A 25,180-nucleotide genomic window follows, 5' to 3' on the forward strand; every position below is an offset into this window, starting at 1 on the left:
GGGCACGCTGGGCCCGGGTCGCACGTGAGACAACGAAGGTTGAGGGGTGAAACGCAGCCGCTATGGCGCGGGATCGGCACTCGCATCGAAACCTGGCGCGCGCCCGAAGTCCTCGCGCGTGAATGGCCGGTCGCGGAACAGATAGCCGTAATAGAACGTCCGCAGCGCACGGTGATAGGCGCGGATGCGATCCTGATACGCCACTTGCGCACGCATGTCGGTGGCTGCCAGGCGCGTCAGCGCGGCCTGCAGCGCCACCGGCGGCAAGACGCTGGCCACGCGCTGCGCCAGCGCTTCGCGGCGCTGCAGGCCCTGGCGATACGCCGCGACCTGCGGTGCCACCTGCTGATCGCCGTTTTCGTGGAAGGCGAAATACCACTTGTAGTGGAACGCCGCGGTCAGCGGTGCCGAATCGGCCCACTGCGGATTCTGCGCGTAGAAGGCCCGCATGGTGTCCTGGCGTGGAATATCCCAGGCATGGTTGACCGCCTCGCGCTGCAGCCGCGCGATCTCGCTGCCTTGATTGACCGGCACCGCCTGGTTGATCGCCACATGCGCCAGTGCCGGTGCCACCAGCGCCAGCACCACCCAGCAGGTCGCCAGGGCGGTGGCATGCGCGGCCGGGCGCCAATGGATGCGCCCGACCAGCACCGACAGCAGCACCCAGAACAACAGATAGGCGCAGGTCAGTGCCAGCACCGCCAGTTGTTGCAACGGCGGCACCGCATTGACGCTTGCCGCGATCACGAACGGCACGCTCAGGCACATCAGCACGGCAGCCGCACGCACCACCACGCGCCGCACCAGCAACGCCGTGCCCGCACCCGGCAGCGCCGCCAGCATGCGCGCGCGTCCGGCTTCGCGCTCGCCCGAGCGCAGATCGAACAACAGTGCGATCACGAACAAGGGCAGCAGGAACACCAGCACGAAGGCGTAGTCGAAGCGCCCGGCCAGTGCCAGCTCCGGGTTGTAGCTGTCGCCATCGTGGATCTGCGCTTCCAGGCCCAGCGCGCGCACACGCAGGATGTAGGGCGAGACATCGCGCATGCCCACCGCGGCAAATGCCAACGGCGCGGGCAGGTCCCAGGTCGGGTGGAAGCTGTAGTAGGCCGCGCTGCCGGCGTCGTTGGAGCGCGCCACATAGTCCTGCACTGCGGCGATGTCCTCCTGCTGCAGCGCCGCGATGCGCGCGATGTTGGCGCGCTGCGCGGCGACGACATGCTGGCCGGAGAGCAGGCTGCACACGGTCAATACCGCGAGCAACACCAGTCCGGCCACGGCGGCGCGTGCACGCAGCAGCAACAGCAGTTCGTATTTCCACAGCAGCATCAGCGCGTCACTCCCACACGTCGGCCGGTGGCGACCAGCATGCACAGCGCAGCCAGCAGCCAGGCAGCGACCAGGCCGAGCGCGGCGCCTGCGTTGCGCAGCACTTCCGTGGTGGCCGGCGGCCGGAACGCGAACACCGGGATCCGTTGCCAGTGCGCGGAGGAGATGCGCTTGCGTCGGTCGGCGCCGGCATCCTGCGCGGTGTCGTCGGCCATGCTCACCGCATCGGCCTGCAGCTGGTTGAGCTGCTGCACCAGCGTGTAGCGGTAATGCTCGGCCTGCGCAAGAAACCGCTCGTGCGCGCGCAGGTCGGTTTCTGCCAGTGTCATCGACAACGTGCGCAGCGCCACCGTGGGGCTCAGCAGGGCGAAGGTGCGCACCAGCAGATTCTGTTGCTGCTGGATGGCCGAATCGCGCGCGGCATAGCGCTCGAACAGGCTCGCGGTGAGCCGTTCGCCTTCCAGCGCCAGCAGGCCCTTGTAGTTCACCGGCAGCTCTTCCACCCGCTGCACGCCATAGCGCGCCAGCGTCTGCTGCCTGAACTGCGCAAAGTGCGGGTCATCCGGGTTGTGGCTGTCGCCGAGCGTGCGCAGGTCGCGCTGGATCGCCACATCGGTTTCCAGCCGCGTCGGAAGGCGATACGCCGCACTGGCCACGTCCGGTGCCAGGCGCGGCACCAGCAGCGCCAGCCACACCCACATCGCCAGCGACACCAGCAGCGCATCGCGGCCGCGCCGGCACAGCATCGACACCGACAGCACCAGCGCGCACCACGCCAGCAGATACACCGCATACGCCAGCACCAGCAGTGCGACCCGCAGCGCCTGGCCCGGCACCGACGCAACCGGCAGCAGCCCGGCCAGTGCCGGCAACAGACAGGCCGCCGCCACCGCGGCAAGCCCCAGGTATTTGCCGCCGAACAATTGCCGGCGCGTGGCGCCCTGCAACAACAGCGCACGCAAGGTGCCGGTCTCCTGCTCGCGCGCCACCGCGCCATAGCCCAGGAACACCAGCAGCAGCGGCGCCAGTACCTGCAGCACGAACGCAGGCGTCAGTTGGCCGAAGCGCACCAGCAACGAACTCTGGCGCACATCGCCGAAGTTGGCGGTGTTCTGGCGATGGCCTTCCAGGAACATGCTGTTGCCGGTGAACGCGTCCACGCCGGCATCGAACGCAGCCAATGCAGGCAGCGGGCGATAGATGAAATGGCCGTAATGCACCACCCGATGCGGGTGGCGGTCCGGCTGCGCCTCGAAGGCCTGCTGCGCGGCCAGCTGCTGGCGCGCGCGGAGCGCGGCCACCTCGCGCTGATGATGCGCAGCGGTCAATGCCGCCACCAGCGTGAGCAGCATCAGCAACACCACACCGATGGCAGCGGAACGGTTGCGCGCCATGTAACGCAGTTCTTCGCGCGCGACCAGCAGCACCGCACTCATGCAGCGCGATCCGGCGCACGCGCAAAGCGCGCATGCAAGGTGCGTACGTCGAAGCCGCTGTCGCCGGCGCCGGTCTCTTCGGCGATACGCCCGTGTTCCAGGAACCCGATCCGGTCGGCCACCTCCACTGCGCCGAGCAGGTCGTGGGTGACCATCAGCACCGCGCCGCCACGCTCGCGCACGCTGCCCACCAGCCGGTTGAAGTCGGCGATGGCGCGCGGGTCCAGGCCGGAGGTGGGCTCGTCCAGCAGCAACACCGGCACCCGGCGCAGCGTGGCCACCGCGATCGCCACCTTCTGGCGCATGCCCTTGGAAAACCCCGCCAGCCGCTGGCGCCAGGCCTCGCCCTGCAGACCGGCAGCGGCCAGCGCCTGGCCGATCTCGGCCTGGCTGCGGCGCTGGCCGGCCAGGGCGAGCAGGTAGTCGGCATTTTCCAACGCGCTCAGATGCTCGTAGAGCGCGACGTTTTCCGGCAGATAGGCCAGCCGCGCACGCGCGGCGCCAGGGTCGGCGACCGGGTCGATGCCATCGATGCGCAGGCTGCCGGCGCCGGGTTTGACGAAACCGAGCAGGCTGGCAAGCGTGGAGGACTTGCCGGCGCCATTGCCGCCCAGCAAGGCGTAGACGCTGCCGGGGGCGACCTGCAGGTCCAGCCCCTGCAGCACGGCGCGGCCGCGATAGGCCACATGGAGATTGCTGATCGAGATCGCCGGAGCGGCGTGGGGACTGGAAAGCATGGGAAGGCAGCAGTTCAATGAAATGATACGTTATCACATTGCGATTGGTGCCTGGAATGCGCGCCAGCCCGCAGCGGCGGGCGGACGCCGCCATTCCTTCTGTGGCGACCGCCATCCTTTCTTGGCGACCGCTATCGCGACGGCGGCGCGCACCACTGCGGCCCCGCAACCACCGCGATCGACATGTGCAGCGGGTCCATCGCCTGCTGCATCGAAGCTGGCAGCGCGGCGGGCGGCTGCGCAATGGCGTCCATCGAGGGTCGGCCTTGTCAGCCGCTGCAGCCCCGGCAGCAATCACCATGAGACAAGGGCTGCCGGATGCGGCCGCGCGAGCGTCGCCGCCCAAATGTTACTGTATTACGCAAACACGCTACTGCTTGCTGCAGTTGTTGGGGTCATCCCTAGCCATGCGCAGCTGCGCCCTTACCCGCACCCGGACGCACGCGCGCAGCTGGAACCTCGATGCGGCACAGCGCTCTTCAAGCGACGCCGCCGTGCCGGCGCAGCCCTCCAGGATCAGCAAGCCTTGCTACGTCTTCCCCCTCCACCGAGATCCCGTACGTCCCACATGACTTCCGATACGCCCCCTTCTGCCCCGCACGCTTCGCGCATTGCCGCACGCGCATCCGACAACACCCTGGCCGGGGCCACGGCCCGCGGCACCCCGCGTGCCGTGGCCGGCCTGCTCGCCGCAACCCTGTTCAGCGCCGCACAGGTCAGCGCGCACTCCATCGACAGCAGCGCGCCGCTACCGCCGGTGCGCGCCTGGCATGGCGCCAGCGAGGCATTGATCGCCACGCCGGACGATCCGTGGAGCACGCCGGCGGAGCGCAGCGATTTCGCCAGCACGCCCGGTTACGACGAAACCCGCGCCTGGCTGGAACGCCTGGTCGCCGCCTCGCCGCTGCTGTCGTTGGAGGTGTTCGGCAAGAGCAGCGAGGGCCGCGACCTGCTGCTGGTCCGCGCGCACAAGGGCGCGCCCGGCAAGCCGGTGGTGCTGGCGCAGGCCGGCATCCACGCCGGCGAGATCGATGGCAAGGATGCCGGCCTGATGTTGCTGCGCGATATCGCCCAACGCGGCAAGCACACCTTGCTCGACCAGGTGGATCTGGTGTTCGTGCCGATCCTCAATCCCGATGGCCACGAGCAACGCGGCCCGCTGATCGGCGCAGCATTGCGCGGCCCGCAACAGATGGGCTGGAACACCACCACGCGCGGCATCAATCTCAACCGCGACTACCTCACCCTGGAAGCGCCGGAAACCCGCGCGATGGTCGCGTTGCTGCACAGCCTCGATCCGGCGCTGTATGTCGACCTGCATGTCAGCGGCGGGCTGGATCATCAGTACGACATCACCTTCACCTTCGCCGGTTGGGGCACCTACGCACGCTCGCGTGCCACCGCCGACTGGCTGCAACAACGCTTCACGCCGGCGGTGAACACCGCGCTGCGCAGCCAGGGCCATGCACCTGCGATCTATCCCAGCCTCATCGACGAAGACGCGCCGCGCTCGGGCCTGCGTTACGCGCCGGAAGGCCCGCGCTATTCCACCGGATATGGCGACTTCGCCGGCATCCCGACCGTGCTGGTGGAGAACCACCGCCTGAAGTCGTACCGGCAGCGCGTGCTGGGCGACTATGTGCTGCTGGAAGCGGCACTGCGCGTGGTTGCCCGCGATGCAAGAAAGATCGACGCGGCCAAGCACGCCGATCGCGCCGCCCGCCCGCAGGAATTGATGGTGGCCTGGGAACGCCTGCCGCAGCCGATCGCCCAGGTACCGTTCCAGGGCGTGACCTACACCCGCGCGTTCTCGCCGGTAACCGGCCGGCAGGAACTGCGCTGGGAAGGCCGCGACGAAACCTGGACCATGCCGGTGATCGGCTATCGCCAGACCCAGGCGGTACGCTACCCGCTGGCGTGGTGGATTCCGCCCGGCAACGACGATGTGGTCGCACTGCTGCAGGCCCACGGCATCGCCTACGAGCGCCTGCAGCAGCCGCGTCAGCTCAAGGTGCAGCAGATCCGCGTGGTGAAACAGGGCCACGCCCAGATACCGCAGCCCGACGAAGCCGACGAAACCTTCGCCGCCGGCAGCAGCCGCGTGCCTGCCGACCAACCGATGCGCATGCTGGCGGCCGCGTTGCTGGAGCCGGCCAGCAGCGACTCGTTGCTGGCCAGCGGACGTTTCCGCAATGCCGGCAGCCCCGATAGCGGCTTGTACGGCACCGAGCTGGTGGACTTCAGCGAGCGCATGCTGCGCAGCGACGCCGGCCTGCGCGCCGCCTTCGAACGCAAGCTCGCAGACGATGCCGCCTTCCGCGCCGATGGCGATGCGCGGCTGCAATGGATCTATGCGCGCTCGCCGTTCGCGGCGATCACCGGATGGCGTTATCCGGTGCGACGCGAAGTGGACCAATGAAGCGACGTTGCCGAGTGCAGCCTGGCGCAGCAGGTACTTCCGACCGAAGCAACCAGACTGAACCCGGCACGTCGCCTGACCTCATGGATCGCGCAGTAGGCTATTGGTCGTGTTGTGCACGATCCCATGCGCCATGCGCCGCGTTTTCCCAGTACGTAAAGGTCACGGTACCGCCCGCGCTTGGGCTGTAGCCTTTGACATTGCCGGTCTGGTAGGTGCCGTCCGGCAATGTCTGCATGACCGGGCCACCCGACGCGCCGCCCGAGAAATTCAGGCAGTCGCGCACGATGCGCAGTTCCGGACCGGGCTCGAACAACGGGCTTTCAATCGCGCCGCCAGAACATTTCTGCGGAAGCTCGCCGCCGGCGATCGCGTTTGGATAACCGTAGAGATAAAAATTTCCGAGCGTCGGCGGCGGTGCGAAGCGGATCGGCGACGCCAAAACTAGATCACCGACGCGCGAGCCGTCATTGTCATGTGCAAGGCTCAGGAAGGCGAAGTCGAATCCAGCCTCACCCCGGGCACTCCATCCTGTCACCGTAAAAATGTTGCGGACAGGAAAGCGGCCAGCCCATTCCCCGTTGCGATAATGCGCCAGAAAGACCAGATGCTCGATACGTGGGCCGCCGGGACGATTGGTGGGCGTCTGCACGCAATGCCCGGCGGTTGCGATAACGCTTTTCGTCGCCGACTCGACCGCATTGGCTGTGCACAGCGAATTCCTGCCGTTGGCCAGAAAAAACAGGTGCCCAGTAGACATCATTTCAACTCCACCGGCCGGGTCAACGCGTTGCGGCACCAGCCTACCAGTGCGCGGCGAACTGCCCCGCGACGCATCACCCTCCTGCGCCAAGGTCTCGGCAATCCGTGCAGGTGTCCAGTAGGCGATGGCAGCACGCTGCTCCTCATCGCTGACCGAGCTCACCACGACCTCGTGTTTCTCTGCGGCAACCGAATGCATGGACACGACAGCCAATGCGGCAAACACGCACTGTATCGCGCGGCGCCATATACTTTTTAATTTCATCACATCCAATTCCAGATAGTTTTTATTCGCCCAATACAATGTCAGGCGTCGGATACAACCAGCACAGCGGCTGGAATGTTTCATGTTTCCACTGCCCTTTTCCGAATTCGCATCACATAACAAAACAATCATTAAAACCGCACTTTAATCCTGGTAATACCTGGATTCGAGCCAAAGTACTTTATCTAGCCAGACGGTCATCTACCGTTTTTCATTGTTTTTTTATAACCCGCGCAACGCCAGCGCAATGGATGGCGCGCCACACGTTGTATAAAACGCTGGCCAATGCGCTCAGGCGACTGTTTTGCCATGTGCGTGCGGCGAAGGCGGCATCAATGGCGCATGCTCGGCCATCAAGGCAACAACCCAATCGATGAACACCCGCAACTTTGCGCTGACGTGGCGGTTGGGCGGGAACGCAATCGACAAGGGCATCGGCTCCAGTTGCCCGTCTGCAAAGACCGGGACCAGCTCGCCGCTGGCGACATGCGCGTTGGCCATGTACACCGGCAGCCACAGCACGCCCATTCCCGCCAGCCCGGCGGCGAGGTACGCATTGCCATCGTCGGCGGCCACAACATGCCGCCCATGGACGCGCACCGCATCGTCGCCCCGCTGCATCACATAGGGCACCGTCGTGGTAGTGCCCCAGCGCATGAAGCCGACGCAGCGATGCCGGGTGTTTTCCAGCTCGGACGGATGGGTGGGCATGCCCAGCCGCTGCAGATACGCGGGCGCGGCGTAGACGCCGGCCTGCAGGTCGGCCACGTGGCGCGCGATCAACGACTGGCACCTGCATCGCATCGAACCGATCCATCGCCACTCCCGCACCCAGATTGTTTGGATTCTACAAACAGTGTTGGTCAAGGCTGCGGATTTATCGCACGCGGCCACGCGTTTAGGGTGGAGCTCGGTTCTGTCGTACTTTGAAGGAGACCTCCATGGCCACACGTGACGTTGTTTTGCCGCCGGGCCGCCACGCCTTGTATGAGCGCCATCGCTATTCGCCGGCGGTCCGCGCCGACGGCCTGCTCTTCGTCGCAGGCCAGGTCGGCAGCCGCGAGGACGGCTCGCCGGAACCGGAGCTGGCCGCAGAGATCGCCCGTGCTTTCGACAATCTCGATGCGGTCCTCGCAGCGGCCGGCTGCACCTCGCAGGATGTCGTCGACGTCACCTTGTTCATGGTCGACCCGGAAGTGGTCTTCGACGCCATGTGGAACACGTGGGTGAGCTACTGGGGCGCGGCGCCCTACCCCGCCGTCACCGCCGTCACCGCCGTGGGCGTGACCTGGCTGGCCGGTTTCCGGTTCGAGATCAAGGTGGTGGTCAAGCTGCCGGTGCCGCAGCAGTAACCGTTTCCGGTCGCGCGCCTGCCTGCGCGCGCATGCGGCCGACACCGCGGTCGATGGCAACAGCCCCCCGGCGATCGGTCACTGCCACACCCCTGAAGGTCCATCAAGAACGCCACGCCCGGCCTGCCGTTGCGTGGCGTTTGCTTGCGCGCGCGCCTGGCGCCGCAATGCCTGTTCCGGGCGCATGCAACCGGCCCTGGCCCGCATTGCTGCCTCACCTTTGCGCCGACACGCCACCGGCCCACCGATGCGGACGATCGTGTCCGCAATCATCCATGCCAGCTGCTTCAAATGCGCAGATCACTTGCTCCGATAGGACTGAACTATCGCATACGTGTTGCACCGCCGCGGATTCTTAATCGGTCAATCCAGGTTGTAAAAATCTTGCTAAAGCAACGTTGCAGGCGGCCGTTACCGCAAGTCAGGACGTTGCGACGCCCATCACTGTTCTGCCTGCGCGCCTTCGATGGCGCTGGGTCCATCACCACTCAGCCGAGATTTTCAATGAAATTGACCGTCAAGCTTCTCAGTGGCGCCATCGCCCTGGCGTCGTCGACCTGCGCCTACGCGCAGCAGGACTCGATGTTTTCCTTCAGCGGCTTCGGCACGCTGGGCGTGGTGCATTCGAGCGAGGACCAGGCCGACTTCACGCCCGACATCCAGACCGAAGAAGGCGCCGGCGCCAGCCACTCCACCTCGGCCCGCCCGGACTCGCGCATCGCCGGCCAGGTCAATGCCAACTTCACCGAGAAGTTCACCGGTGTGTTGCAGGTGACCAGTGAGTACGCCGAGCGCGGCGATTACGACCCGAAGGTCACGCTGGCGCATGTGAAGTACCAGTTCGGCCCGCAGTTCGCCGCACGCCTGGGCCGCATCACCGCGCCGCTGTACATGCTCTCCGAATACCAGCGCGTGGGTTATGCCACCCCGTGGGTGCGCCCGCCGTACGAGGTCTACAACTACCTGCTGCCGATGGACGGCGTCGAAGGCGTGTACACCATCAACGCAGGCGAGAGCGTGGTCAGCGTGCAGGGCTTCTATGGCCGCATCAATTCGAAGAAGGCCGATGTGTACGCCATGCGTGGCCTGGCGCTGGGCCTGGAATCGGGTGCGTCGACGTTCCGTGCCGCCTACATCGTGGGCACCACCGATTTCGACACCCCCGCGCTGGATCGCCTGTTCTCGGTCTACCAGCGCATCAATCCCGCGCTGGCCGATCGCCTGACCACCTATGGCGTGGATGGCAGCTTTGCCAGCGTGGGCTACGCCTACGATCCGGGCAACTGGTTCCTGCGCAGCGAAGTGATCCGCGCCGATTACTCGCCGTCGCTCAACGGCAAGACCACCTCCGGCTATCTCAGCGTGGGCGGTCGCTTCGGCACGCTGACGCCGTCGATCACCTATGCCAATGTCGATCGCAAGGGTCCGAACATCGCTGCCGGCCAGGATCCGGTCGGCGTGATGACGCGCGCACTGGCGCAGGCCGAGAACGGCCGTCACAGCTTCACCGCCGCGCTGCGTTGGGACGCGCGCGAGAGCGTTGCGTTCAAGCTGCAGGCCAGCCACATCAGCAACAACGCCGGCTCGTTCGGCTCGTTGAACAACATCCAGCCGGGCTTCCGTCCGGGCGGCAGCTACAACCTGCTGTCGGCCTCCGTCGACTTCGTGTTCTAAGAGGGCCTCCCATGACCATTTCCAAGTGTTTTGCAGTCTCCCTGCTTGCCGCGTTGTCGCTGACCGCGTTCGGCGCCAATGCCGATGTCGTGGTGGTGATGGCGGCCAAGGGCGGCCCGGACAGCCTCAGCGCCGCGCAGGTGTCGCAGATCTTCCTGGCCAAATCCAACAGCCTGCCCGGTGGCGGCGCCGCGGTGCCGATCGACCAGGAAGAAGGCGTCGCCACCCGCGATGAGTTCTACAAGAAAGTGGCCTCGCGCGACGCGGCGCAGCTGAAGTCGTACTGGTCGCAGTTGATGTTCACCGGCAAGGCGCAGCGTCCCAAGCGTGTCAGCGGCGACGACGCGGTCAAGAAGGCTGTCGCTGCCACACCGGGCGCCATCGGTTACATCAGTGCCAGCGCAGTCGACGCCAGCGTCAAGGTCGTCCTGAAGCCGTGACCCGCCACCTGCTCGAGACTCACGTCATGAAACGTATTCTGTCGCTACCGTTGTTCTGGAAAATCCTGATGCCGGCCGCGGTGGCGATCGTTTGCCTATCGAGCTATGTGGCCTTCAGTACGCTGGTATTTCACCGCAACAACGACCGCCTGGAAGCGGTGCGCGACGTGCATTTCCCCATGCTCGATGCGATGACGCGCAATGTGGCGGCGCTGGACAAGCTCATCAACGGGCTCAATGGCGCAGCGGCCGCCGGCGATGCCGACATGTTGGCGGCCACCAAACCGGTGGCCGAAGAGATCCACGCTTCCTACGTGAAACTGCAGAAGGCCGATCCGGCCAATGCCGGGGAGCTTGCCCGGCTGGGCAAGCAGTTCGACGACTACTACCGCCTGGCCCAGGGCGTGGCCGCCGCGTTCGTGGAGCAGCGCGAACCCGACGCCGCGCAGATGAGCGCCATGGCACCGGCACTGGAGACCTACCGCTCCACCCTGACCGCCATGCAGAAGCGCGCCGACGCACGCTTCCGCGGCACCGTGCAGGAAGCGGTGGACAGCTCGGTGGCGGCAAGCATCGGCGGGCTGGTGCTGGGCGTGGTCGGTGCGCTGCTGTGCATCGCCTTCGGCTGGATCGTGGCACGCGCCATCACCCAACCGCTGCACCGTGCGGTGGGCATTGCGCATGCAGTGTCCTCGGGCAAGCTGGACAACAGCATCTCGATCGACCGCAACGACGAGGTCGGCCAGCTGCTGCAGGCGATGGACAGCATGCAGCGCCAGCTGCGTCGGGTGATCCAGGCGCAGACCGACATGGGCGACAGGCACGAGGCCGGCATGGTCAGCCACCGCATCGCCGAGCAGGAATTTCCCGGCGAATTCGGCAGCATGGTGCGTGCCAGCAACGCGCTGGTGTCCAGCCATATCGCGGTGACGATGCAGATCGTCGCATTGACCGAACGCTATGCCGCCGGCGACCTGTCGCAGCAGCTGGAGCCGCTGCCGGGCGAGAAGGCGGTGATCAGTCAGTCGATCAACGATGTGCGGGCCAGCCTGTTGTCGATCAACGGCGAGATCAAGCGCCTGGCATCGGCGGCGGCGGCCGGCGACTTCAGCGCACGTGGCGACGAGACCGCGTTCGAGCACGACTTCCGCCAGATCGTGGTGGACCTCAATCACCTGATGAGCAGCTCTGACAAGAGCCTGGGTGCGGTGTCGCAGGTGCTGCAGGCGATTGCCGGCGGCGATCTGACCACGCGCATGCACGGCGACTTTGCCGGCGTGTTCGCGCGCATGCGCGACGATGCCAACACCACGGTGGATCGCCTGACCGACATCGTCGGGCGTATCCAGCATTCCTCGTCGGAGATCGATACCGCGGCCGGCGAAATTGCCGCCGGCAATCAGGACCTGTCGCGGCGTACCGAACAGCAGGCGGCCAACCTGGAAGAGACTGCCGCCTCGATGGAGGAACTCACCTCCACCGTCAGGCAGAACGCCGAACATGCGCTGCAGGCCAACGAACTGGCACGCAGTGCGGCCAGTGTGGCTTCCAAGGGCGGCGAAGTGGTCAGCCAGGTCGTCGGCACCATGTCGGGCATCGAAACCTCCTCGAAGAAAATCGCCGAAATCATCAGCGTCATCGATGGCATCGCCTTCCAGACCAATATCCTGGCCCTGAACGCGGCAGTGGAAGCAGCGCGTGCCGGCGAACAGGGCCGCGGCTTTGCGGTGGTCGCCTCGGAAGTGCGCACGCTCGCGCAGCGTTCGTCCGCTGCGGCCAGGGAGATCAAGGAGCTGATCGACGCCTCGGTGGGCAAGGTGGCCGAAGGCTCGGTGCTGGTGCACAAGGCCGGCACCACCATGACCGAGATCGTCGCCAGCGTGAACCGGGTCACCGACATCATGGGGCAGATCACCGCCGCCTCCACCGAGCAGTCGGCCGGCATCGAGCAGGTCAACCAGACCGTGATCCAGATGGACGAAACCACCCAGCAGAATGCAGCGCTGGTGGAAGAAGCCATGGCCGCGGCCCGGGCGATGGAGAAGCAATCCAGCACCCTGACCCAGCTGGTCTCGCTGTTCCAGCTGGAGCCCGCCAGCGCGCAGCAGCTGGAACGCGACGCCGCATAGTCGACCGACTGGATCGTCCCGCGACGCGCCCGAAGCCCTCTTCTGCATGGACTGCAGAAGGGGGCTGTTCGTGTCGGCCGGCAGCCCGGCCGATGGCGGTCCGGCAGCGGCGCAAGACCCGCCGCGCGTCTGCGGCGCCGCGGCCGCGCAGGCCGATGCTCGCCACTGCGTGGCCGGTGGCGTGCGCCTGCTTCGGAGGCCGGAGGCCGGCATGTCCCGACCTGCACGTGGGTGGTTGTCCGACCCCGGCTACCGCCCGGTGCCCGATGGCGCAGCGGCGCGCCGATACAAACGACCTGGGCCATGGCGGCGTCCGCGCACGCCTGGCATAACCGGGCACTTATCGCCGGCCGGCTTTCAGCCACCGAATGCGTGTAACCGGTCACGGTTTAGCCGGAAAAAATGGCGCGACTGCACATTCCTCACGCCTACGTCACCACCAAGCAACATTTGCATGCGATAGCTGTCGCGCTCGCTAGACAGCGAGCCAATCGTCCCCCTTCCAGCGCACGTTCCGCTGAGCGTCGATCTGCCCCCCGGCAGCCGGCGGTGGCCTCGTGCGTCCGATCGATTTCCAGGAGATTCACACCCATGCGCTTCCGGACTTTCTTCGCCGTTCTGCTGTTCACCGCGGTCAGTGCCACCGCAAACGCCCAGGTCGTCACCCTCAACAAGGGCGGCTACACCTTGCGCTACGACTGCACCAACCACACCGCATTGCGCTATGAGTACGTCCTGCAGGCCGATACCGGCTCGGCGGCGCGTCCGTCCGGCTTCAACCTGGATACCGAACTGCCCAGCGGCTGCGCCGGCCAGACCTCCACCGCCTCCTACGCCAGCGTGCGCACCGGCTACGACCGCGGCCACCTGGTGACCTCCAACCACATGGACTACAACGCGACCTACATCCGTCGCGCCAATCTCATGTCCAACATCGTGCCGCAGGTGGCCAGCTTCAACCAGGGCATCTGGGTGCGCGCCGAAAACGTGGCCGAGTGTTACCGCGACATCGCCAGCGTGCAGGTCTACGGCGGGGTGATCTACAGCGACACCACCAACGATTACTTCCTGAGCAGCCACGGCATCCGCACCCCGGATTTCTTCTGGAAGACGATCATCACCGCCAACCCGGGCGGCGGCACCCGCGCGATCAGCTGGCTGATTCCCAACAGCGCCAACCTCGGTTCGCTGGACAGCTACATCGTCAGCATCGACGAACTGGAAGACCTCTATGGCGCCAGCACCATCGGCATCACCGCACCGGCCGCCGTCAAGGCCATGCTGCCCGCCACCACCTGGCCGCAGCCGAGCAATTGCGACCTGGGTTGAGGGCGGCTGCCCGCTTCTCCAGCCACGTCGATCAAGAGCGGCTGACACCATGTTGCGAGCAGTCCTCAGGTGGGTACGGACGGCGCATCCGGCACCGGAGTGTCCGAATGGCCCTTGCCGATGCCGGGCACCGGCCGTACCCACCTGGCGCTGAGCGCAGCAGCCTGCTCAGCCGCACTCCATCGCTGGGCAGGTGATCCGGCAGACAAGGCCCGGGATTGCCGGGCCTTGTCGTTGCAGGCAGCGCCACGCCTGGCCCGCAGCAGCGCGCACTCAGGCATCGGCCGTGGCAAGCGCCGCAAACCAGTCGGCGTATGGCGTGTTCCTGACCAGATGCCGATTGAAGTCCTTTGCGCCATCGCTCCACCACACCGGGCCGCGCTCTCCCAGCGCCGTCTTGGCGCGGTCCACCGCCGCTCGCGCCGCGGCCAGCCGCCCGGCGTCGTCATCGCGCCTGGCCGCCTTGACCGCGCGTCGCGCGTCCATCAACGCGCCGACCAGCCCGGCCCGCACGTCCTCGCGCAGCTGCGGGTTGGCGGTGCGCCACAGGCGACCACGTACGATCAGATACCGGCCATCGGGCGTAGTGACGGGCTTGGCGGCGGCCGTCATTGCCATCGCGGCGGCTGCGGACAGGCGCATCGCGTCGGACAGGCCAAGCGGCGCCTATTCCACCTGCGCAAAGCGGGGACGCGCAACACCCTCCACCTCGACCTGCTCGACGAACATCGCATACGGCCGCACCCACAGACCGACGTCGCTGTCCAACGGGCGATAGAGCACCATTGGGGCCAGCGTTTCGCTGCAGCGCACGACGCCGAGCACTTCATAACGGCCGCCCTTGAAATGGCGGTACTGGCCCAGCGCAATATGGGGCAATGGCGGCAACGCGGTGTCCATGGAGGTCACAGGAAGGGCAATCCTGCAGTCTAGGCAGCATGGCCGGCCGAGGCCAGCGCATGCCGCATGACCGGCCGCATGCCGGGGTCAACGCTGCACGGCCGCATGCAATGCGACCACGCGCTTACTGGTCGTCGTCCTCGTCCTCGTCATCCTCGTCGTCTTCTCCGTCTTCGTCGCCCAGGTCGTCATCGTCCTTTACCGGGTCTTCGATGCCATCGTCGTCATCGATCTCGCTGTCCTGCGCGGGCCCTTCCTGGATCGGCGCATGCTCCCTGCCCGGCGCCTTGACGCCATTGGGCGGAGTCGGATCGTCCACGCCACGATTGCCGTTTTCGTCATTGCTCATGGTCAGCTCCAGCGGTGAAAGACCGCACGGCCACCCTCCTCCGGCCGATGTGACGCGCACGTGTGTCCTGCACGATCGCAACGCCCCATGGCGGCCACGCATGCGCCCAACGGGCGCCACCGCATCCGGCCGGCGCCTGTGGCCGTACTGACGAAAACGCCCACGGAGTCACCCGCATGCCGAGCTTGATCCGCAACCTGGAAGACCTGCTCGCCGCCTGGAAGGCCGAGGCCAGAACCTTCGATGCCTGCGACATGCCGGCCTCCGCGCTGGCCTTCCGCGACTGCCATCGCCGTCTGTCCGCGTTGCTGGACGAGCATGCACGCCACACGGCCACGCCAATGGCCGAGCTGGTCGCGCACGAGCAGCAGAGCGCGGCGACCCCGCTGCAGGCGCGCGCCATCGTGCCGATGGGTTCCTAGGGGGGCGATCGGCGTGTCGCCGGTGTGAGTCACGCCGGCGGCCGCAACCTCGGCGCCCTGCGCCCGCTGCCTTTACGCACTGCCATGCCGGGCGCCACGCGGCCGGTCGCTTCAGCCGCTGCCGGCAGCGCGTGGCTCAGTCATCGCCCACCACCCGCTCGCCCATCAGTTCGCGCTCGCGCTTTTCCAGTTCTTCGGCATAGCGCTTGCGCACGAAGCTTTCCGACAACACCCCCAGCACCTTGCGTTGAGCATCGATCACCGCCAGCTCGTCGGCCTGCGTGGCGTCGAAGACCTTCATCACCGCCACGATGTCGGTATCGGCCAGCAACGCCGCGTCGCGGTGGCTGGCGTAGTCGCTTACCGGTGCATCGGCCTGCACGTTGTCGGCATACAGCACCGCCAGCGGCACCACGCCGGCGTAGTGGCCGGCGGCGTCTTCCAGCACCACGCGTTGCGTGGACCCCAACGGGAACCGCCGGCGGAACTCACTGACCGTGGTGTCGTGCGCAGTGTGGTTGGCATCCTTGCGCATCATCTTGCCGGCCGACAGGTTGCGCACCCAGCCCACGTCGCGTGCGCTGCGGATGTTCTCGCCACGCAGATGCAGGCGCCAGGTGGAGAACGAATAGCCGAACACCTGGCGCACCACGGTATTGGCCACCAGCACCGCCACCATCACCGCGCTCGCCAGCACAAAGTCGTGCGTGCCTTCCAGGATCAGCATGGCCATCGTCATCGGCGCACCGACGATGGCCGCCGCCAACGCGGCCATGCCGACCAACGAGGCACTGGTGATGTCCACCGCCGCGGCGCCAACCAGCAGGTTCAGGAACACCGCAAACAGGCTGCCCACCAATGAGCCCATGAACAACGAGGCGAAGAACAGGCCGCCACGGAAGCCGAAGCCCAGCGAGACACCCGACGCGATGCATTTGAGCACCAGCAAGCCGGCCAGTACCTGCAGCGTGCTGCTGTTGGTCAGGTCCAGATGCAGGGCACCATGTCCCGACGACAGCACTTGCGGCGAGTACATCGCCAACGGGATCAACAGCAAGCCGCCCACCACCGGGCGGCCCCAGATCGGCAGCGCGATCCGCCCCGCCGCGCGTTCGATGCCGGCCACCAGCCGCATCACCGCGATGCCGATCAACGCGCAGGTCAGCCCCAGCGCGATGTAGATCGCATAGTCGCGTGGCTGCAATTGATAGGCCACCGCCGCCGGCAACGAATACGGCGCGGCACCGAGCGCGTTGGCCATGAACGCACCGGCCAATGCCGCCGCCGCCACCGGCGCCAGCGCCGAGGGCGTATAGGCGCCGATCACGATCTCGAACGCGTAGAACGCACCGGCCAGCGGCGCCCCGAACGCACCGGCGATTGCGCCGGCCGCGCCGGCGCCGACCAGCGTGCGCATGTCGGCCCGGCGCACCCGCAACACACGGCCCAGTTGCGAGCCCGCACCCGCGCCCATCTGCGTATAGGTCGCCTCCAGCCCCACCGACGCGCCGAAGCCATTGGACAGCAGCGTCTGCACTGCGACGATCAGGTTGTCGCGCATCGACATGCGCCCACCGTGCAGGGCATTGGCTTCCACCGCATCCACCAGCGGCCGCTTGCGCCGCCGCGCCAGCAAGGCCACCAGCCCCACCAACAGCCCGCCCAGCGGCAACGCCAGCAGCTGGGTGAAGGTGATCGATTCGGCGGTACTGAGCCGCTCGCCCGGCGCAAGTGCATACAGCCAGGCCTGCAGCGCATGCGCGATGCCGGCCTGCACCACCATCAGTGCCGCCGCGATCAGCCCGACCAGCGCCGCCAGCCCGATGAACCACAGATCGTTGGCACGCAACCGCCGGCGCACCCCCTCCAGCGGCCGTCGCCAGGGTGCGGCCGCCGGGTGCGGGACATGTGCGGGGTTGTGGGGAAGTGGCTGCATGGAAGACCAGCGATCCGCCGGATCAGGGTGCCGGCGCACGGGAGACGCCAGCGATACCGCCTAGTGTGCAGCAGGCATGCTGACCTGCCGCAGTCTGGGCCGGCCGCTGCCGCTGCGCCTCTGCGCAGTCGCCTCCATGGGGATAGCGCAGCACGCAGCGGCGTGCTCCCGCGCGGCGCTGCAGCGCGCATGGAGGTGTACGCGAGTGACGCGTCGTCCGTGAGCGGGCGGTACACGCGATCGCCGGCGACGCGTTATCGACCTGCAGTACCGCATGCACACAGCGTGGGAACCCGGCGACAAACGCCGGGTGGCTCGTGACCCTGGCAACGACGACCGCCACGACCATGCGCTGCCGACGGCAGAACCGCCAGGGCGCAGCTGATTTCCCCGCAGGTTCCCGGCAGCTTCAAGTCAAACGCCTACAGAGCGTAGAGCCAGCCTATCCAGCCGCATGGCCCTTGCCGCCATGGGCGGCAATGAACATTCCGACAGCCGACCGGCAGTAGGACTCGATTTCATGGCTGTCTTCTGCTTTGAGCGCATCGAAGCGCGCGACGATCAGCAGGTCGCATCCCTTGAAAAGCGCGGCAAACAGGCGCGCCGACCCGTGAGGATCGGGCACGCTCAGTACCGCGTCGTCGTGCAACCGACGCAGCAGCGCCTCGATCTGGGCAATGACATACGCCGGGCCGCCTTCGTAATGGAGCCTGCTCAGCGAGGCCTGGTTCGTCTTGTCGGCCATGACCATGGCCTCGACGCTGCGTACGTCCGGACTCAACAGGGTGCGCAGCAGCGACGACCCAACCGCCATCAACTGATCTTCGGCCGAGCCAGCGACGCTTTCAGAAAACATCTGCGGGGCAAACTGATGGCATCGGTCTGCGATGGCCGCGCTGAACAGCGCCTCCTTGCTCTCGAAGTGCCGGTAGATGCTGAGCTTGGAGATCTTCGCCCGCTGGGCGACCTTGTCCAGCGTCGTCGCCTGGAAGCCCAGTTCCACGAAGAGTTCGTAGGCGGCGTCGACGATGGTTTGGCCAAGCGCTTCGTTGGCTGGCCGGCCGCGCCGGCCTCGGCTGGGTTCGCTCACGTGAATTGAAGTCCTTGACAGTATCCTAATTCTGTAATTAGGATACCAATAAGTACCGTATATCACAAGCCGCGCACCGACCGGGTTCCAGGATCCACCGGCCTCGCCCGGCCCGGCAGCCCCTCCCGTCCGCAATCCGGAACCCCGCTCCATGGATGACGTCATCCTCGTTGCCGGCAGCTTCGCAGGTCTCGCCGCCGCACGGCACCGCCGCAAGGTCGCCGTCCGCCAGCAATCCAGCAGGCCCGGCGGCTACACCGCAGGCGACCCGGCCCATCCCGGCATGTCCCCGGTCACCACCGCAGCGTGGCAGGGCGCGACGACGGGCATCTCCGCCAGCCATCCATGCGCCTCCGAGAGACACCGATGAACTTCGAATCCGTCACCTTCGACCTGCCACACGGCCGCTTCCACGCATTGCAGGGGGGAGACCCCGATGGCCAACCGACCATCGTCCTGCACGGCTTCCCGGATCATCCACCGACCGCCAGGCCCTTTCTTGCCGAGCTTGGCCGCCGGGGACGTCGCGTCCTCGCCCCCTGGCTTCGCGGTTACGCGCCGTCTCCAACCAACGGGCCGTTCGACTTCGCAGCACTCACCGGCGACGTGCTCGCACTGATCGACCGCTGGTCTCCCGGACGGCCCGTCGAGTTGATTGGCCACGACTGGGGCGCCCTGATCACGTACGACGCCTGCGCCACTGCGCCGGCGAGGATCGCGCGTGCGGTCGCACTCGCGATCCCGCACCCGCTCACCTTCATGCGCCAGCTGACCAACCTCACCCAGCTGCGCATGAGCGCGTACATGGGGCTCTTCCAACTGCCGGGCAGCGGCTGGATCGCCACCGCGGACGATCTTGCCTTCATCGACCGCCTCTGGCGTCGGTGGTCGCCGGACTTCTCGCTTGCGCCTGCGCTCAAGGCCGAGTTGCACGAGCACCTGCGGGCAAGCATGCCCGCGCCGCTGAAGTACTACCGCGCCATGGCGCGCCCCGGCATGCTTGGGGCAACGCGCCGCATGTCCAGGCCGATCACGGTGCCCATGTTGCAGCTGCACGGCGCCAACGACGGCTGCATTCTGCCTGCGCAGGTGGACGACCGGCAGCGCTTCGCCGCGCAGCGCGTGATGGACGTCGTGCCGGACCTGGGTCACTTCCTCCACCTCGAGGCTCCCGAGGCGATCGCACAACGGATCGCGGCATGGGCCGGGCAGGCCCCCGGCGGATGACACTGCCCGGGTACAGCGTTTGTTGACGAGGCGCCCGGCGGGATCGGCGCGCTGCGAGCGGAGCGGCCCCTCCCGCCCCGCGGGCTGACTATGCCCCAGCGGCTGAGGGGCCATCGGCAGGTGGCGATTCCGGACGCGTCGGCGCCTGCAGCCTCGCCGTGCCCCGGGGTCTTGAGCCAACTCCCGCTTCGCCTCGACGCCTGATGCCGCTCGCCTTCGCACCACCACTTAGTTGACGCATCATCTATATTTCCACGGACTGGCGCACTGGAGGCCGCAGGGCCACACGACCGCAGGAGATGAACGATGGGCAGACTGCAAGGCAAAGTGGCAATCGTCACCGGTGCCGCACAGGGCATGGGCGCGTCCCATGTGCGCAACTTCGTCGAGGAGGGTGCACACGTGGTGTTTACCGACGTGAATGCAGAGGGAGGCCGTGCGCTGGCCTCGGAGCTGGGCGAGCGGGTTCGCTTCATCCAGCAGGACGTCACCCGTTGGGACGCCTGGCAGAACGTGGTGGCCGAAACGGAGCGCGCATTCGGCAACGTGAGCATTCTGGTCAACAACGCCGGGATCCTGGGTCCCATCGCCAGGACTGCGGACATCGCCGAAGAGGATTTCCTCAAGGTCTGTGCGATCAACCAGACTGCCGTCTACCTTGGCATGAAGGCGGTCATCCCCTCCATGCTGAAGGCGAAGGTGGGATCGATCGTCAACATTTCATCGATCGCCGGCATCGCAGCCAATTACGGCTTCCCGAGCCTGGCCTATGTCGGCAGCAAGTTCGCCGTGCGAGGGATGAGCAAGGCGACGGCAATCGAATATGGCGCAGACAATATTCGTGTGAACTCGGTCCATCCAGGTTTCATCCAGACTCCGATGATGGTGGAAGGCACCGACGAAAGCGGCGGCGATGCCGTCGCCCTGATTCCGCTCGGGCGCATCGCCAGGGCCAGCGAAGTCAGCCATCTGGTCCTGTTCCTGGCGTCCGACGAATCGTCCTACATCACCGGACACGAGCACGTCGTCGATGGCGGATTGCTCGCCCAGTAACGCGTGCCCCGCGCGGGCCTGCGCGCTGGCAGGGAGCGGGTGCACATTCTCCTCCCGGGAAGATGCCTGGACCTGCCGCCAGTGCCTGCAGGGCGTCGTGGCGACCAGCAGTGTCGATGGCAGGCACGCACAAGGCCCGGACACTGCCGGGCCTTGTGCGAAGTAGCCACGCCCTCCGGGCGATCAGGGGCCGCGCCCCGGCTGCGATCGTCTTCCGGACCCGACTCCTGCAGCCGCTGGCAACCGCCCAGGCAGTATCGGGACCACCGGCACTAGAACTGTTGCCACCGGCCGTCGCCGCTGGACGTGCTGTCCACCGGTCGAACCGTTGGTCGCGCCGTTGCCACACCTGGCCTGCCGCGCACAGGTGCACGGTGCTGGACCACCGGGGCAGGCGCACGTCGGCCGGCCGCAACCACGGCACTGCCTTCGATCTTGAACACGGCAACCGCATCGGTGAGCTGCACCGCCTGGTCCTCGAGCGAGCGTGCAGCCGCCGTGGCTTCTTCCACCAGCGCTGCGTTTTGCTGGGTGGCCTCATCCATGTGGGTAATGGTCTGGTTGACCTGTTCGATGCCGGCCGACTGCTCCTGCGATGCCGCGGAGATCTCGCCCATGATGTCGGTCACGCGCTGCACGCTCGCCACCACGTCGCTCATGGTCCTGCCGGCGCTGTGCACCAGGACGGAGCCTTCTGCGACACGCTGCACCGAGTCGTCGATGAGGTCCTTGATCTCCTTGGCCGCACCGGAGGAGCGCTGTGCAAGGGTACGTACCTCGGAGGCGACCACCGCAAAGCCACGCCCTTGTTCGCCCGCACGCGCCGCCTCCACCGCAGCATTCAAGGCCAGGATGTTGGTCTGGAAGGCGATGCCGTCGATGACCGAGATGATGTCGGCAATCTTCCGGGAAGAGGCCTCGATACCGCTCATCGTCTCGACCACCTGATTCACCACCTGCCCGCCCTGGGCAGCCACGCTGGCAGCGCCGATGGCGAGCTGGTTCGCCTGGCGCGCGCCCTCGGCATTCTGCTTGACGGTGGAGGTGAGCTCCTCCATCGATGCGGCCGTCTCTTCAAGATTCGCCGCCTGCTGCTCGGTACGTTGCGACAGATCCTGGTTGCCCGCAGCGATTTCGCTGGCGGCGCCCTTGATGGAAACCGCCGAGGTCTGGATGCTGCTCACGATCGTCGCCAACTGGCTGGCAGTGGCATTGGCATCGTCGCGCATCCGGGCAAAGACGCCGCGGAAGTCGCCGCTCATCCGCGCGGTAAGATCGCCGGCAGCAATGGACTGCATCAGCCGGGAGAGTTCGGCAAGGTTGATGTCGGTGGTCTGCATCAGATTGTTCAGACCCTCCACCATGCCGCGGAAATCGTGATCGAACGCAGCGGCATTGCCCCGCGTCGAGAAGTCCCCGGACTCTGCAGCCTGCGCCAACGCGAGAATCTGACGGTTGATCGCCTGCAGGTTGCGCTTGGTCGCCGCCATCGCATCGCTCAGCGCCGCCTTCTCACCCGGCAATTGCGGCATATCCGCCTGCATGTCCCCTACCGCGTAACGCGACATGACCGTTACGAGTTGCCGCTGGACCTGCACATGCGCATCGACCAGGTCGTTGGTGCCGGCCACCATCCGGCCGTACTCGCCTGGAAAGCGCTCCGCATTCATGCGGTAGCTCATCTCGCCGGCATCGTGTCGGGTGGCCATGTCGTCCTGGGCCTCGATGACCGCGCGTAGCTGCGCCTGCATCGTGCCCATCGACAGCAGCAGCTGGCCCATCTCATCCTGGCGACGCGGCGCGATCCGGCTATTGAGCTCACCGGACGACACTGCGGCCGATACACGCACCGCCTCGGCGAGCGGCGCCAGCACCTGGCGGCGCAACAACACATACAGCGCGGCGCTGAGCAAGCCAGCCGAGAGCAGGCCCACCACGATGATCACCAGAAGCAGGGAGCGCGCCTGCGCCATGACGTGGTGCTTGGGAACCATGATGCCGAGAGCAAAGACTTCCGGCGCATCCCCCAGACGCAAGGGCACGAACACCCGCAGCCAGTCAGCGCCGGCCACCTGTGCCTCGTCGCTACTCACTTGCCCCGAGCGCACCTGGGCGAGCATGGCCTGGGTGTGGGCATCGGTCATCTTCTTGCCGACCTGCTTGGTGTCGGCGCTCGCCATCACCGCGCCAGTCGGCGACAGCAGGATCGCTTGTCCGACGTCAAGCGGGCGTAGCGTCGCAACCCGCTTCTGCAACGCATCCAGAGAGATGGTGATGTTGACCGTGCCGAGGAAACGGCCATCCTCCATGATCGGCGTGCTCAAGGTGGTCATGAGCGTGTCCACGCCGGCCACCGGATAGTAGTACGGCTCAAGGACCACCGGCGCATGGCGCTTGCGGGCGGCCAGGTACCAGTCGCCTTCTCCCGGCTTGTCGTAGCTATGCAGGGCCTCCCGCACCAGCTCCCCCTTCTGGTACGACCAATACACCATGAAGCGTCCGGTCGCGTCATGAAATGGCGCGTTGGTATTGGCGGAGTCGCGGCCATCGAACGCCTCGGGCTCCCACAGCGTGCTGATGCCCAGCCAGTTCTTTTGCAGTCGCAATTGCTCGCGCAACACGGACGCGGCCGATGCGCGGCTCACACCATCGGCCTGGCGCTCGATGCGAAACGTATTGGCCAGGGTCGCGCCCGTGTTGAAGGCGGATCCAACGTCCAATGAAATTTCGCTGGCCTCGTGACGCGCCACTTCGCGCAGCATCTCCCGGGATGATCCAAGCAACGCCTCGCTACTGCGCCAGTAGCTGATAGCGGCGGTCAAGCCAAAGCACACCAACGCCAAGATCCCCGTTCCAATCATCAAGCGACTGGCGACACTGTTGCGATGAATCAACGGCCTGCTCATCGATGCTCCCGAAATGACGTTGGCGTGCCGTGCTCGGCACCCCTGCTCCGCTGGATATCGACATTCAAAACCCGAACTTGAGCGCTACGCGGTCCTCAGGCCGCAGCGGTTACGGCCGATAGGGATATGCCCAACAATGTCGGCCACAGACATCGCGATGAAACTATTTTTCAAGCTATTGCTATTGCTTGCGCCTATCGCAGCATCCAGCAACGCAACTGCCCAGGACGCAGCAGTCAACGAACCCTATGCCAAGCTCGGTGGTGCGGTGCGCTTCAACTACGGGTGGCGGGACTACGCGCCGTCCCAACCGCTGGACCTTGAACTGCTCAGGGTGGACTTCAACGCAGGCACCGGACCGGTCTTCGTGTCCATCCAGCATCGCTGGTACGACGGATTCGATGCCGTGCACCATGCATTTGTCGGTTGGAACGTGAGCGACCGTGTCGCCGTCAAGGCGGGAATCCAGCAGGTGCCATTCGGCTTGCTGCCGACCGCATCGAACAGCTTCTGGTTCGGATCGGGTTACTACCTCGGCATTGAGGACGACTACGACCCGGGCGTCGTTGTGACCCGGACTGACGAAAGCACCACCCTGCACATCGGCTGGTTCCTGGGCGACGAATATGGAGACGGCGCCCGTTACGATCGCTATTCGTTCGACGTCGCTGATACGGCGGCGCATCCATACCGCGAACGCCACCGCATCAATATGCGCTATGAACATCGCTATGCNGGGTTACTACCTCGGCATTGAGGACGACTACGACCCGGGCGTCGTTGTGACCCGGACTGACGAAAGCACCACCCTGCACATCGGCTGGGTCCTGGGCGACGAATATGGAGACGGCGCCCGTTACGATCGCTATTCGTTCGACGTCGCTGATACGGCGGCGCATCCATACCGCGAACGCCACCGCATCAATCTGCGCTATGAACATCGCTATGCGATGACCCATGGAACCGCGGCCCTCGGTGTCTCGGCGTTCTACGGCCACATCCTGAACACCAGGGACCGCAGTCGTCACGGATACGGAAGTGCAGCGGTGCACGCGCAATGGACCGCCGGCCGTTGGACCAGCCAGCTGCAGTGGGCGCGTTACCGCTATGACGTGCCCGGAGACCGGATCGCGATGTCGGCCTTCCTGTTCCCGTTCGAGATCGCTGCCGAAGCAGACGTGCCCACCGCCAACATTGCATATTCCTTCGGCAAGGCAGGATGGCTCGAAGACGTCACCTGCTACAACAACTTCAGCAAGACGATGCCCTACAGCGATGGGCCTGGCGTTCGCTCCTCCGTACAGAACGTCACCGGCTGCAGCATCAAGAAGGGAGTCATGCTGACCTATCTGGATTGGATTGCAGGCAAGGACATGTGGTTTGCAGGTGGCAACGGCATCGGCATCGACGACGGCGAACGGTCGC

The 25,180-nt window shown here is 66.1% G+C and carries 21 protein-coding genes, 1 other RNA gene and 1 pseudogene; 10 read left to right on the forward strand and 13 right to left on the reverse strand.

What is annotated here, in order from left to right; all coding sequences use genetic code 11:
- Window positions 1-60: 60 nt before the first annotated feature.
- From C0541_RS18270 to C0541_RS21505, 4 genes are all read right to left on the reverse strand, one after another.
- Window positions 61-1,329 carry a DUF3526 domain-containing protein gene (locus C0541_RS18270; RefSeq protein WP_115050771.1) on the reverse strand — a complete coding sequence of 423 codons (1,269 nt, stop codon included), beginning with the start codon at window positions 1,327-1,329 and terminating at the stop codon, window positions 61-63.
- Window positions 1,329-2,765, reverse strand: a complete 1,437-nt coding sequence (locus tag C0541_RS18275; RefSeq protein WP_115050773.1) for an ABC transporter permease — start codon at window positions 2,763-2,765, stop codon at window positions 1,329-1,331. The genes C0541_RS18270 and C0541_RS18275 overlap by 1 nt, the downstream gene beginning before the upstream one ends.
- On the reverse strand, window positions 2,762-3,502 hold the full coding sequence (locus C0541_RS18280; protein ID WP_115050775.1) for an ABC transporter ATP-binding protein: 741 nt from the start codon (window positions 3,500-3,502) through the stop codon (window positions 2,762-2,764). Before C0541_RS18280 ends, C0541_RS18275 begins: the two co-directional genes overlap by 4 nt.
- 131 nt (window positions 3,503-3,633) lie before the next feature.
- Window positions 3,634-3,756, reverse strand: coding sequence for a hypothetical protein (locus C0541_RS21505; RefSeq protein ID WP_274519105.1), 123 nt, complete (start codon window positions 3,754-3,756; stop codon window positions 3,634-3,636).
- A gap of 314 nt (window positions 3,757-4,070) precedes the next feature.
- Here C0541_RS21505 and C0541_RS18285 point away from each other — a divergent pair, with 314 nt between their 5' ends.
- Window positions 4,071-5,921 (forward strand): M14 family metallopeptidase, encoded by a 1,851-nt coding sequence (locus C0541_RS18285; protein ID WP_115050778.1) that lies wholly within the window; start codon window positions 4,071-4,073, stop codon window positions 5,919-5,921.
- A 100-nt stretch (window positions 5,922-6,021) separates the two neighbouring features.
- Here C0541_RS18285 and C0541_RS18290 read toward each other — a convergent pair whose 3' ends face one another.
- Complete coding sequence (locus tag C0541_RS18290; RefSeq protein WP_238601365.1) at window positions 6,022-7,080, reverse strand: trypsin-like serine peptidase; 1,059 nt, start codon at window positions 7,078-7,080, stop codon at window positions 6,022-6,024.
- Between the two features lie 159 nt (window positions 7,081-7,239).
- Window positions 7,240-7,737: pseudogene (locus C0541_RS18295) on the reverse strand (LysR substrate-binding domain-containing protein); the annotation flags it as partial.
- Window positions 7,738-7,889: 152 nt separating this feature from the next.
- On the opposite strand from C0541_RS18295, the gene C0541_RS18300 reads away from it, so the two are divergent.
- The 5 genes from C0541_RS18300 to C0541_RS18320 all read left to right on the forward strand — a co-directional run bounded on the left by C0541_RS18300 (window position 7,890) and on the right by C0541_RS18320 (window position 13,872).
- Window positions 7,890-8,300, forward strand: coding sequence for a Rid family hydrolase (locus C0541_RS18300; RefSeq protein ID WP_115051151.1), 411 nt, complete (start codon window positions 7,890-7,892; stop codon window positions 8,298-8,300).
- A 504-nt stretch (window positions 8,301-8,804) separates the two neighbouring features.
- Window positions 8,805-9,974, forward strand: coding sequence for a hypothetical protein (locus C0541_RS18305; RefSeq protein WP_115050781.1), 1,170 nt, complete (start codon window positions 8,805-8,807; stop codon window positions 9,972-9,974).
- An 11-nt stretch (window positions 9,975-9,985) separates the two neighbouring features.
- A complete protein-coding gene (locus C0541_RS18310) occupies window positions 9,986-10,414 on the forward strand; it encodes a substrate-binding domain-containing protein (protein ID WP_115050784.1) in 429 nt (142 codons plus the stop codon).
- Window positions 10,411-12,543 carry a methyl-accepting chemotaxis protein gene (locus C0541_RS18315; RefSeq protein ID WP_115050786.1) on the forward strand — a complete coding sequence of 711 codons (2,133 nt, stop codon included), beginning with the start codon at window positions 10,411-10,413 and terminating at the stop codon, window positions 12,541-12,543. The genes C0541_RS18310 and C0541_RS18315 overlap by 4 nt, the downstream gene beginning before the upstream one ends.
- Before the next feature lie 591 nt (window positions 12,544-13,134).
- Complete coding sequence (locus tag C0541_RS18320; RefSeq protein ID WP_115050787.1) at window positions 13,135-13,872, forward strand: DNA/RNA non-specific endonuclease; 738 nt, start codon at window positions 13,135-13,137, stop codon at window positions 13,870-13,872.
- 39 nt (window positions 13,873-13,911) lie between these two features.
- Here the strand turns inward: C0541_RS18320 and C0541_RS18325 are convergent.
- The 4 genes from C0541_RS18325 to C0541_RS21105 form a co-directional block, all read right to left on the reverse strand.
- Window positions 13,912-13,988: non-coding RNA, sX9 sRNA (locus C0541_RS18325), on the reverse strand.
- Window positions 13,989-14,145: 157 nt separating this feature from the next.
- Window positions 14,146-14,484, reverse strand: a complete 339-nt coding sequence (locus C0541_RS18330) for a hypothetical protein (RefSeq protein WP_115051152.1) — start codon at window positions 14,482-14,484, stop codon at window positions 14,146-14,148.
- A 54-nt stretch (window positions 14,485-14,538) separates the two neighbouring features.
- The gene (locus tag C0541_RS18335; protein ID WP_115050789.1) at window positions 14,539-14,772 is read right to left on the reverse strand and encodes a DUF1653 domain-containing protein; all 234 of its coding nucleotides are present in this window, start codon (window positions 14,770-14,772) and stop codon (window positions 14,539-14,541) included.
- A 124-nt stretch (window positions 14,773-14,896) separates the two neighbouring features.
- Window positions 14,897-15,121: a hypothetical protein gene (locus C0541_RS21105; protein ID WP_193725962.1), complete on the reverse strand. Its 225-nt coding sequence runs from the start codon at window positions 15,119-15,121 to the stop codon at window positions 14,897-14,899.
- Between the two features lie 176 nt (window positions 15,122-15,297).
- Here C0541_RS21105 and C0541_RS18345 point away from each other — a divergent pair, with 176 nt between their 5' ends.
- Window positions 15,298-15,543 carry a hypothetical protein gene (locus C0541_RS18345; RefSeq protein ID WP_115050791.1) on the forward strand — a complete coding sequence of 82 codons (246 nt, stop codon included), beginning with the start codon at window positions 15,298-15,300 and terminating at the stop codon, window positions 15,541-15,543.
- A 136-nt stretch (window positions 15,544-15,679) separates the two neighbouring features.
- Here the strand turns inward: C0541_RS18345 and C0541_RS18355 are convergent, their stop codons facing one another.
- Together C0541_RS18355 and C0541_RS18360 are read right to left on the reverse strand one after the other, a co-directional pair.
- Window positions 15,680-17,479, reverse strand: coding sequence for a chloride channel protein (locus tag C0541_RS18355; RefSeq protein ID WP_115050793.1), 1,800 nt, complete (start codon window positions 17,477-17,479; stop codon window positions 15,680-15,682).
- 442 nt (window positions 17,480-17,921) lie between these two features.
- Window positions 17,922-18,569 (reverse strand): TetR/AcrR family transcriptional regulator, encoded by a 648-nt coding sequence (locus tag C0541_RS18360; RefSeq protein ID WP_115050795.1) that lies wholly within the window; start codon window positions 18,567-18,569, stop codon window positions 17,922-17,924.
- A gap of 151 nt (window positions 18,570-18,720) precedes the next feature.
- On the opposite strand from C0541_RS18360, the gene C0541_RS21110 reads away from it, so the two are divergent.
- The 3 genes from C0541_RS21110 (at window position 18,721) to C0541_RS18375 (ending at window position 20,849) form a co-directional block, all read left to right on the forward strand.
- The gene (locus tag C0541_RS21110; protein WP_193725963.1) at window positions 18,721-18,939 is read left to right on the forward strand and encodes a hypothetical protein; all 219 of its coding nucleotides are present in this window, start codon (window positions 18,721-18,723) and stop codon (window positions 18,937-18,939) included.
- Window positions 18,936-19,796, forward strand: coding sequence for an alpha/beta fold hydrolase (locus C0541_RS18370; RefSeq protein WP_115050796.1), 861 nt, complete (start codon window positions 18,936-18,938; stop codon window positions 19,794-19,796). Before C0541_RS21110 ends, C0541_RS18370 begins: the two co-directional genes overlap by 4 nt.
- Window positions 19,797-20,102: 306 nt before the next feature.
- Window positions 20,103-20,849 (forward strand): glucose 1-dehydrogenase, encoded by a 747-nt coding sequence (locus C0541_RS18375; protein ID WP_115050797.1) that lies wholly within the window; start codon window positions 20,103-20,105, stop codon window positions 20,847-20,849.
- Between the two features lie 272 nt (window positions 20,850-21,121).
- On the opposite strand, the gene C0541_RS21510 is transcribed toward C0541_RS18375, so the two are convergent.
- Window positions 21,122-23,755 carry a methyl-accepting chemotaxis protein gene (locus C0541_RS21510; RefSeq protein WP_115050799.1) on the reverse strand — a complete coding sequence of 878 codons (2,634 nt, stop codon included), beginning with the start codon at window positions 23,753-23,755 and terminating at the stop codon, window positions 21,122-21,124.
- Window positions 23,756-25,180 lie beyond the last annotated feature (1,425 nt).

Origin of the sequence: Xanthomonas arboricola, assembly GCF_003353015.1 — a bacterium.
GTDB classification, from domain to species: domain Bacteria; phylum Pseudomonadota; class Gammaproteobacteria; order Xanthomonadales; family Xanthomonadaceae; genus Xanthomonas; species Xanthomonas arboricola_E.

What these genes read in the sequence shown, in the direction of transcription:
- C0541_RS18275 (WP_115050773.1), bottom strand. Translation starts at nt 2,765, where the DNA reads ATGAGTGCGGTGCTGCTGGTCGCGCGCGAAGAACTGCGTTACATGGCG.
- C0541_RS18270 (WP_115050771.1), bottom strand. Translation starts at nt 1,329, where the DNA reads ATGCTGCTGTGGAAATACGAACTGCTGTTGCTGCTGCGTGCACGCGCC.
- C0541_RS18290 (WP_238601365.1), bottom strand. Translation starts at nt 7,080, where the DNA reads ATGATTGTTTTGTTATGTGATGCGAATTCGGAAAAGGGCAGTGGAAAC.
- C0541_RS18330 (WP_115051152.1), bottom strand. Translation starts at nt 14,484, where the DNA reads ATGACGGCCGCCGCCAAGCCCGTCACTACGCCCGATGGCCGGTATCTG.
- C0541_RS21505 (WP_274519105.1), bottom strand. Translation starts at nt 3,756, where the DNA reads ATGGACGCCATTGCGCAGCCGCCCGCCGCGCTGCCAGCTTCGATGCAG.
- C0541_RS18310 (WP_115050784.1), top strand. Translation starts at nt 9,986, where the DNA reads ATGACCATTTCCAAGTGTTTTGCAGTCTCCCTGCTTGCCGCGTTGTCG.
- C0541_RS18375 (WP_115050797.1), top strand. Translation starts at nt 20,103, where the DNA reads ATGGGCAGACTGCAAGGCAAAGTGGCAATCGTCACCGGTGCCGCACAG.
- C0541_RS18305 (WP_115050781.1), top strand. Translation starts at nt 8,805, where the DNA reads ATGAAATTGACCGTCAAGCTTCTCAGTGGCGCCATCGCCCTGGCGTCG.
- C0541_RS18370 (WP_115050796.1), top strand. Translation starts at nt 18,936, where the DNA reads ATGAACTTCGAATCCGTCACCTTCGACCTGCCACACGGCCGCTTCCAC.
- C0541_RS18300 (WP_115051151.1), top strand. Translation starts at nt 7,890, where the DNA reads ATGGCCACACGTGACGTTGTTTTGCCGCCGGGCCGCCACGCCTTGTAT.
- C0541_RS18335 (WP_115050789.1), bottom strand. Translation starts at nt 14,772, where the DNA reads ATGGACACCGCGTTGCCGCCATTGCCCCATATTGCGCTGGGCCAGTAC.
- C0541_RS18285 (WP_115050778.1), top strand. Translation starts at nt 4,071, where the DNA reads ATGACTTCCGATACGCCCCCTTCTGCCCCGCACGCTTCGCGCATTGCC.
- C0541_RS18345 (WP_115050791.1), top strand. Translation starts at nt 15,298, where the DNA reads ATGCCGAGCTTGATCCGCAACCTGGAAGACCTGCTCGCCGCCTGGAAG.
- C0541_RS21110 (WP_193725963.1), top strand. Translation starts at nt 18,721, where the DNA reads ATGGATGACGTCATCCTCGTTGCCGGCAGCTTCGCAGGTCTCGCCGCC.
- C0541_RS21105 (WP_193725962.1), bottom strand. Translation starts at nt 15,121, where the DNA reads ATGAGCAATGACGAAAACGGCAATCGTGGCGTGGACGATCCGACTCCG.
- C0541_RS18280 (WP_115050775.1), bottom strand. Translation starts at nt 3,502, where the DNA reads ATGCTTTCCAGTCCCCACGCCGCTCCGGCGATCTCGATCAGCAATCTC.
- C0541_RS21510 (WP_115050799.1), bottom strand. Translation starts at nt 23,755, where the DNA reads ATGAGCAGGCCGTTGATTCATCGCAACAGTGTCGCCAGTCGCTTGATG.
- C0541_RS18320 (WP_115050787.1), top strand. Translation starts at nt 13,135, where the DNA reads ATGCGCTTCCGGACTTTCTTCGCCGTTCTGCTGTTCACCGCGGTCAGT.
- C0541_RS18355 (WP_115050793.1), bottom strand. Translation starts at nt 17,479, where the DNA reads ATGCAGCCACTTCCCCACAACCCCGCACATGTCCCGCACCCGGCGGCC.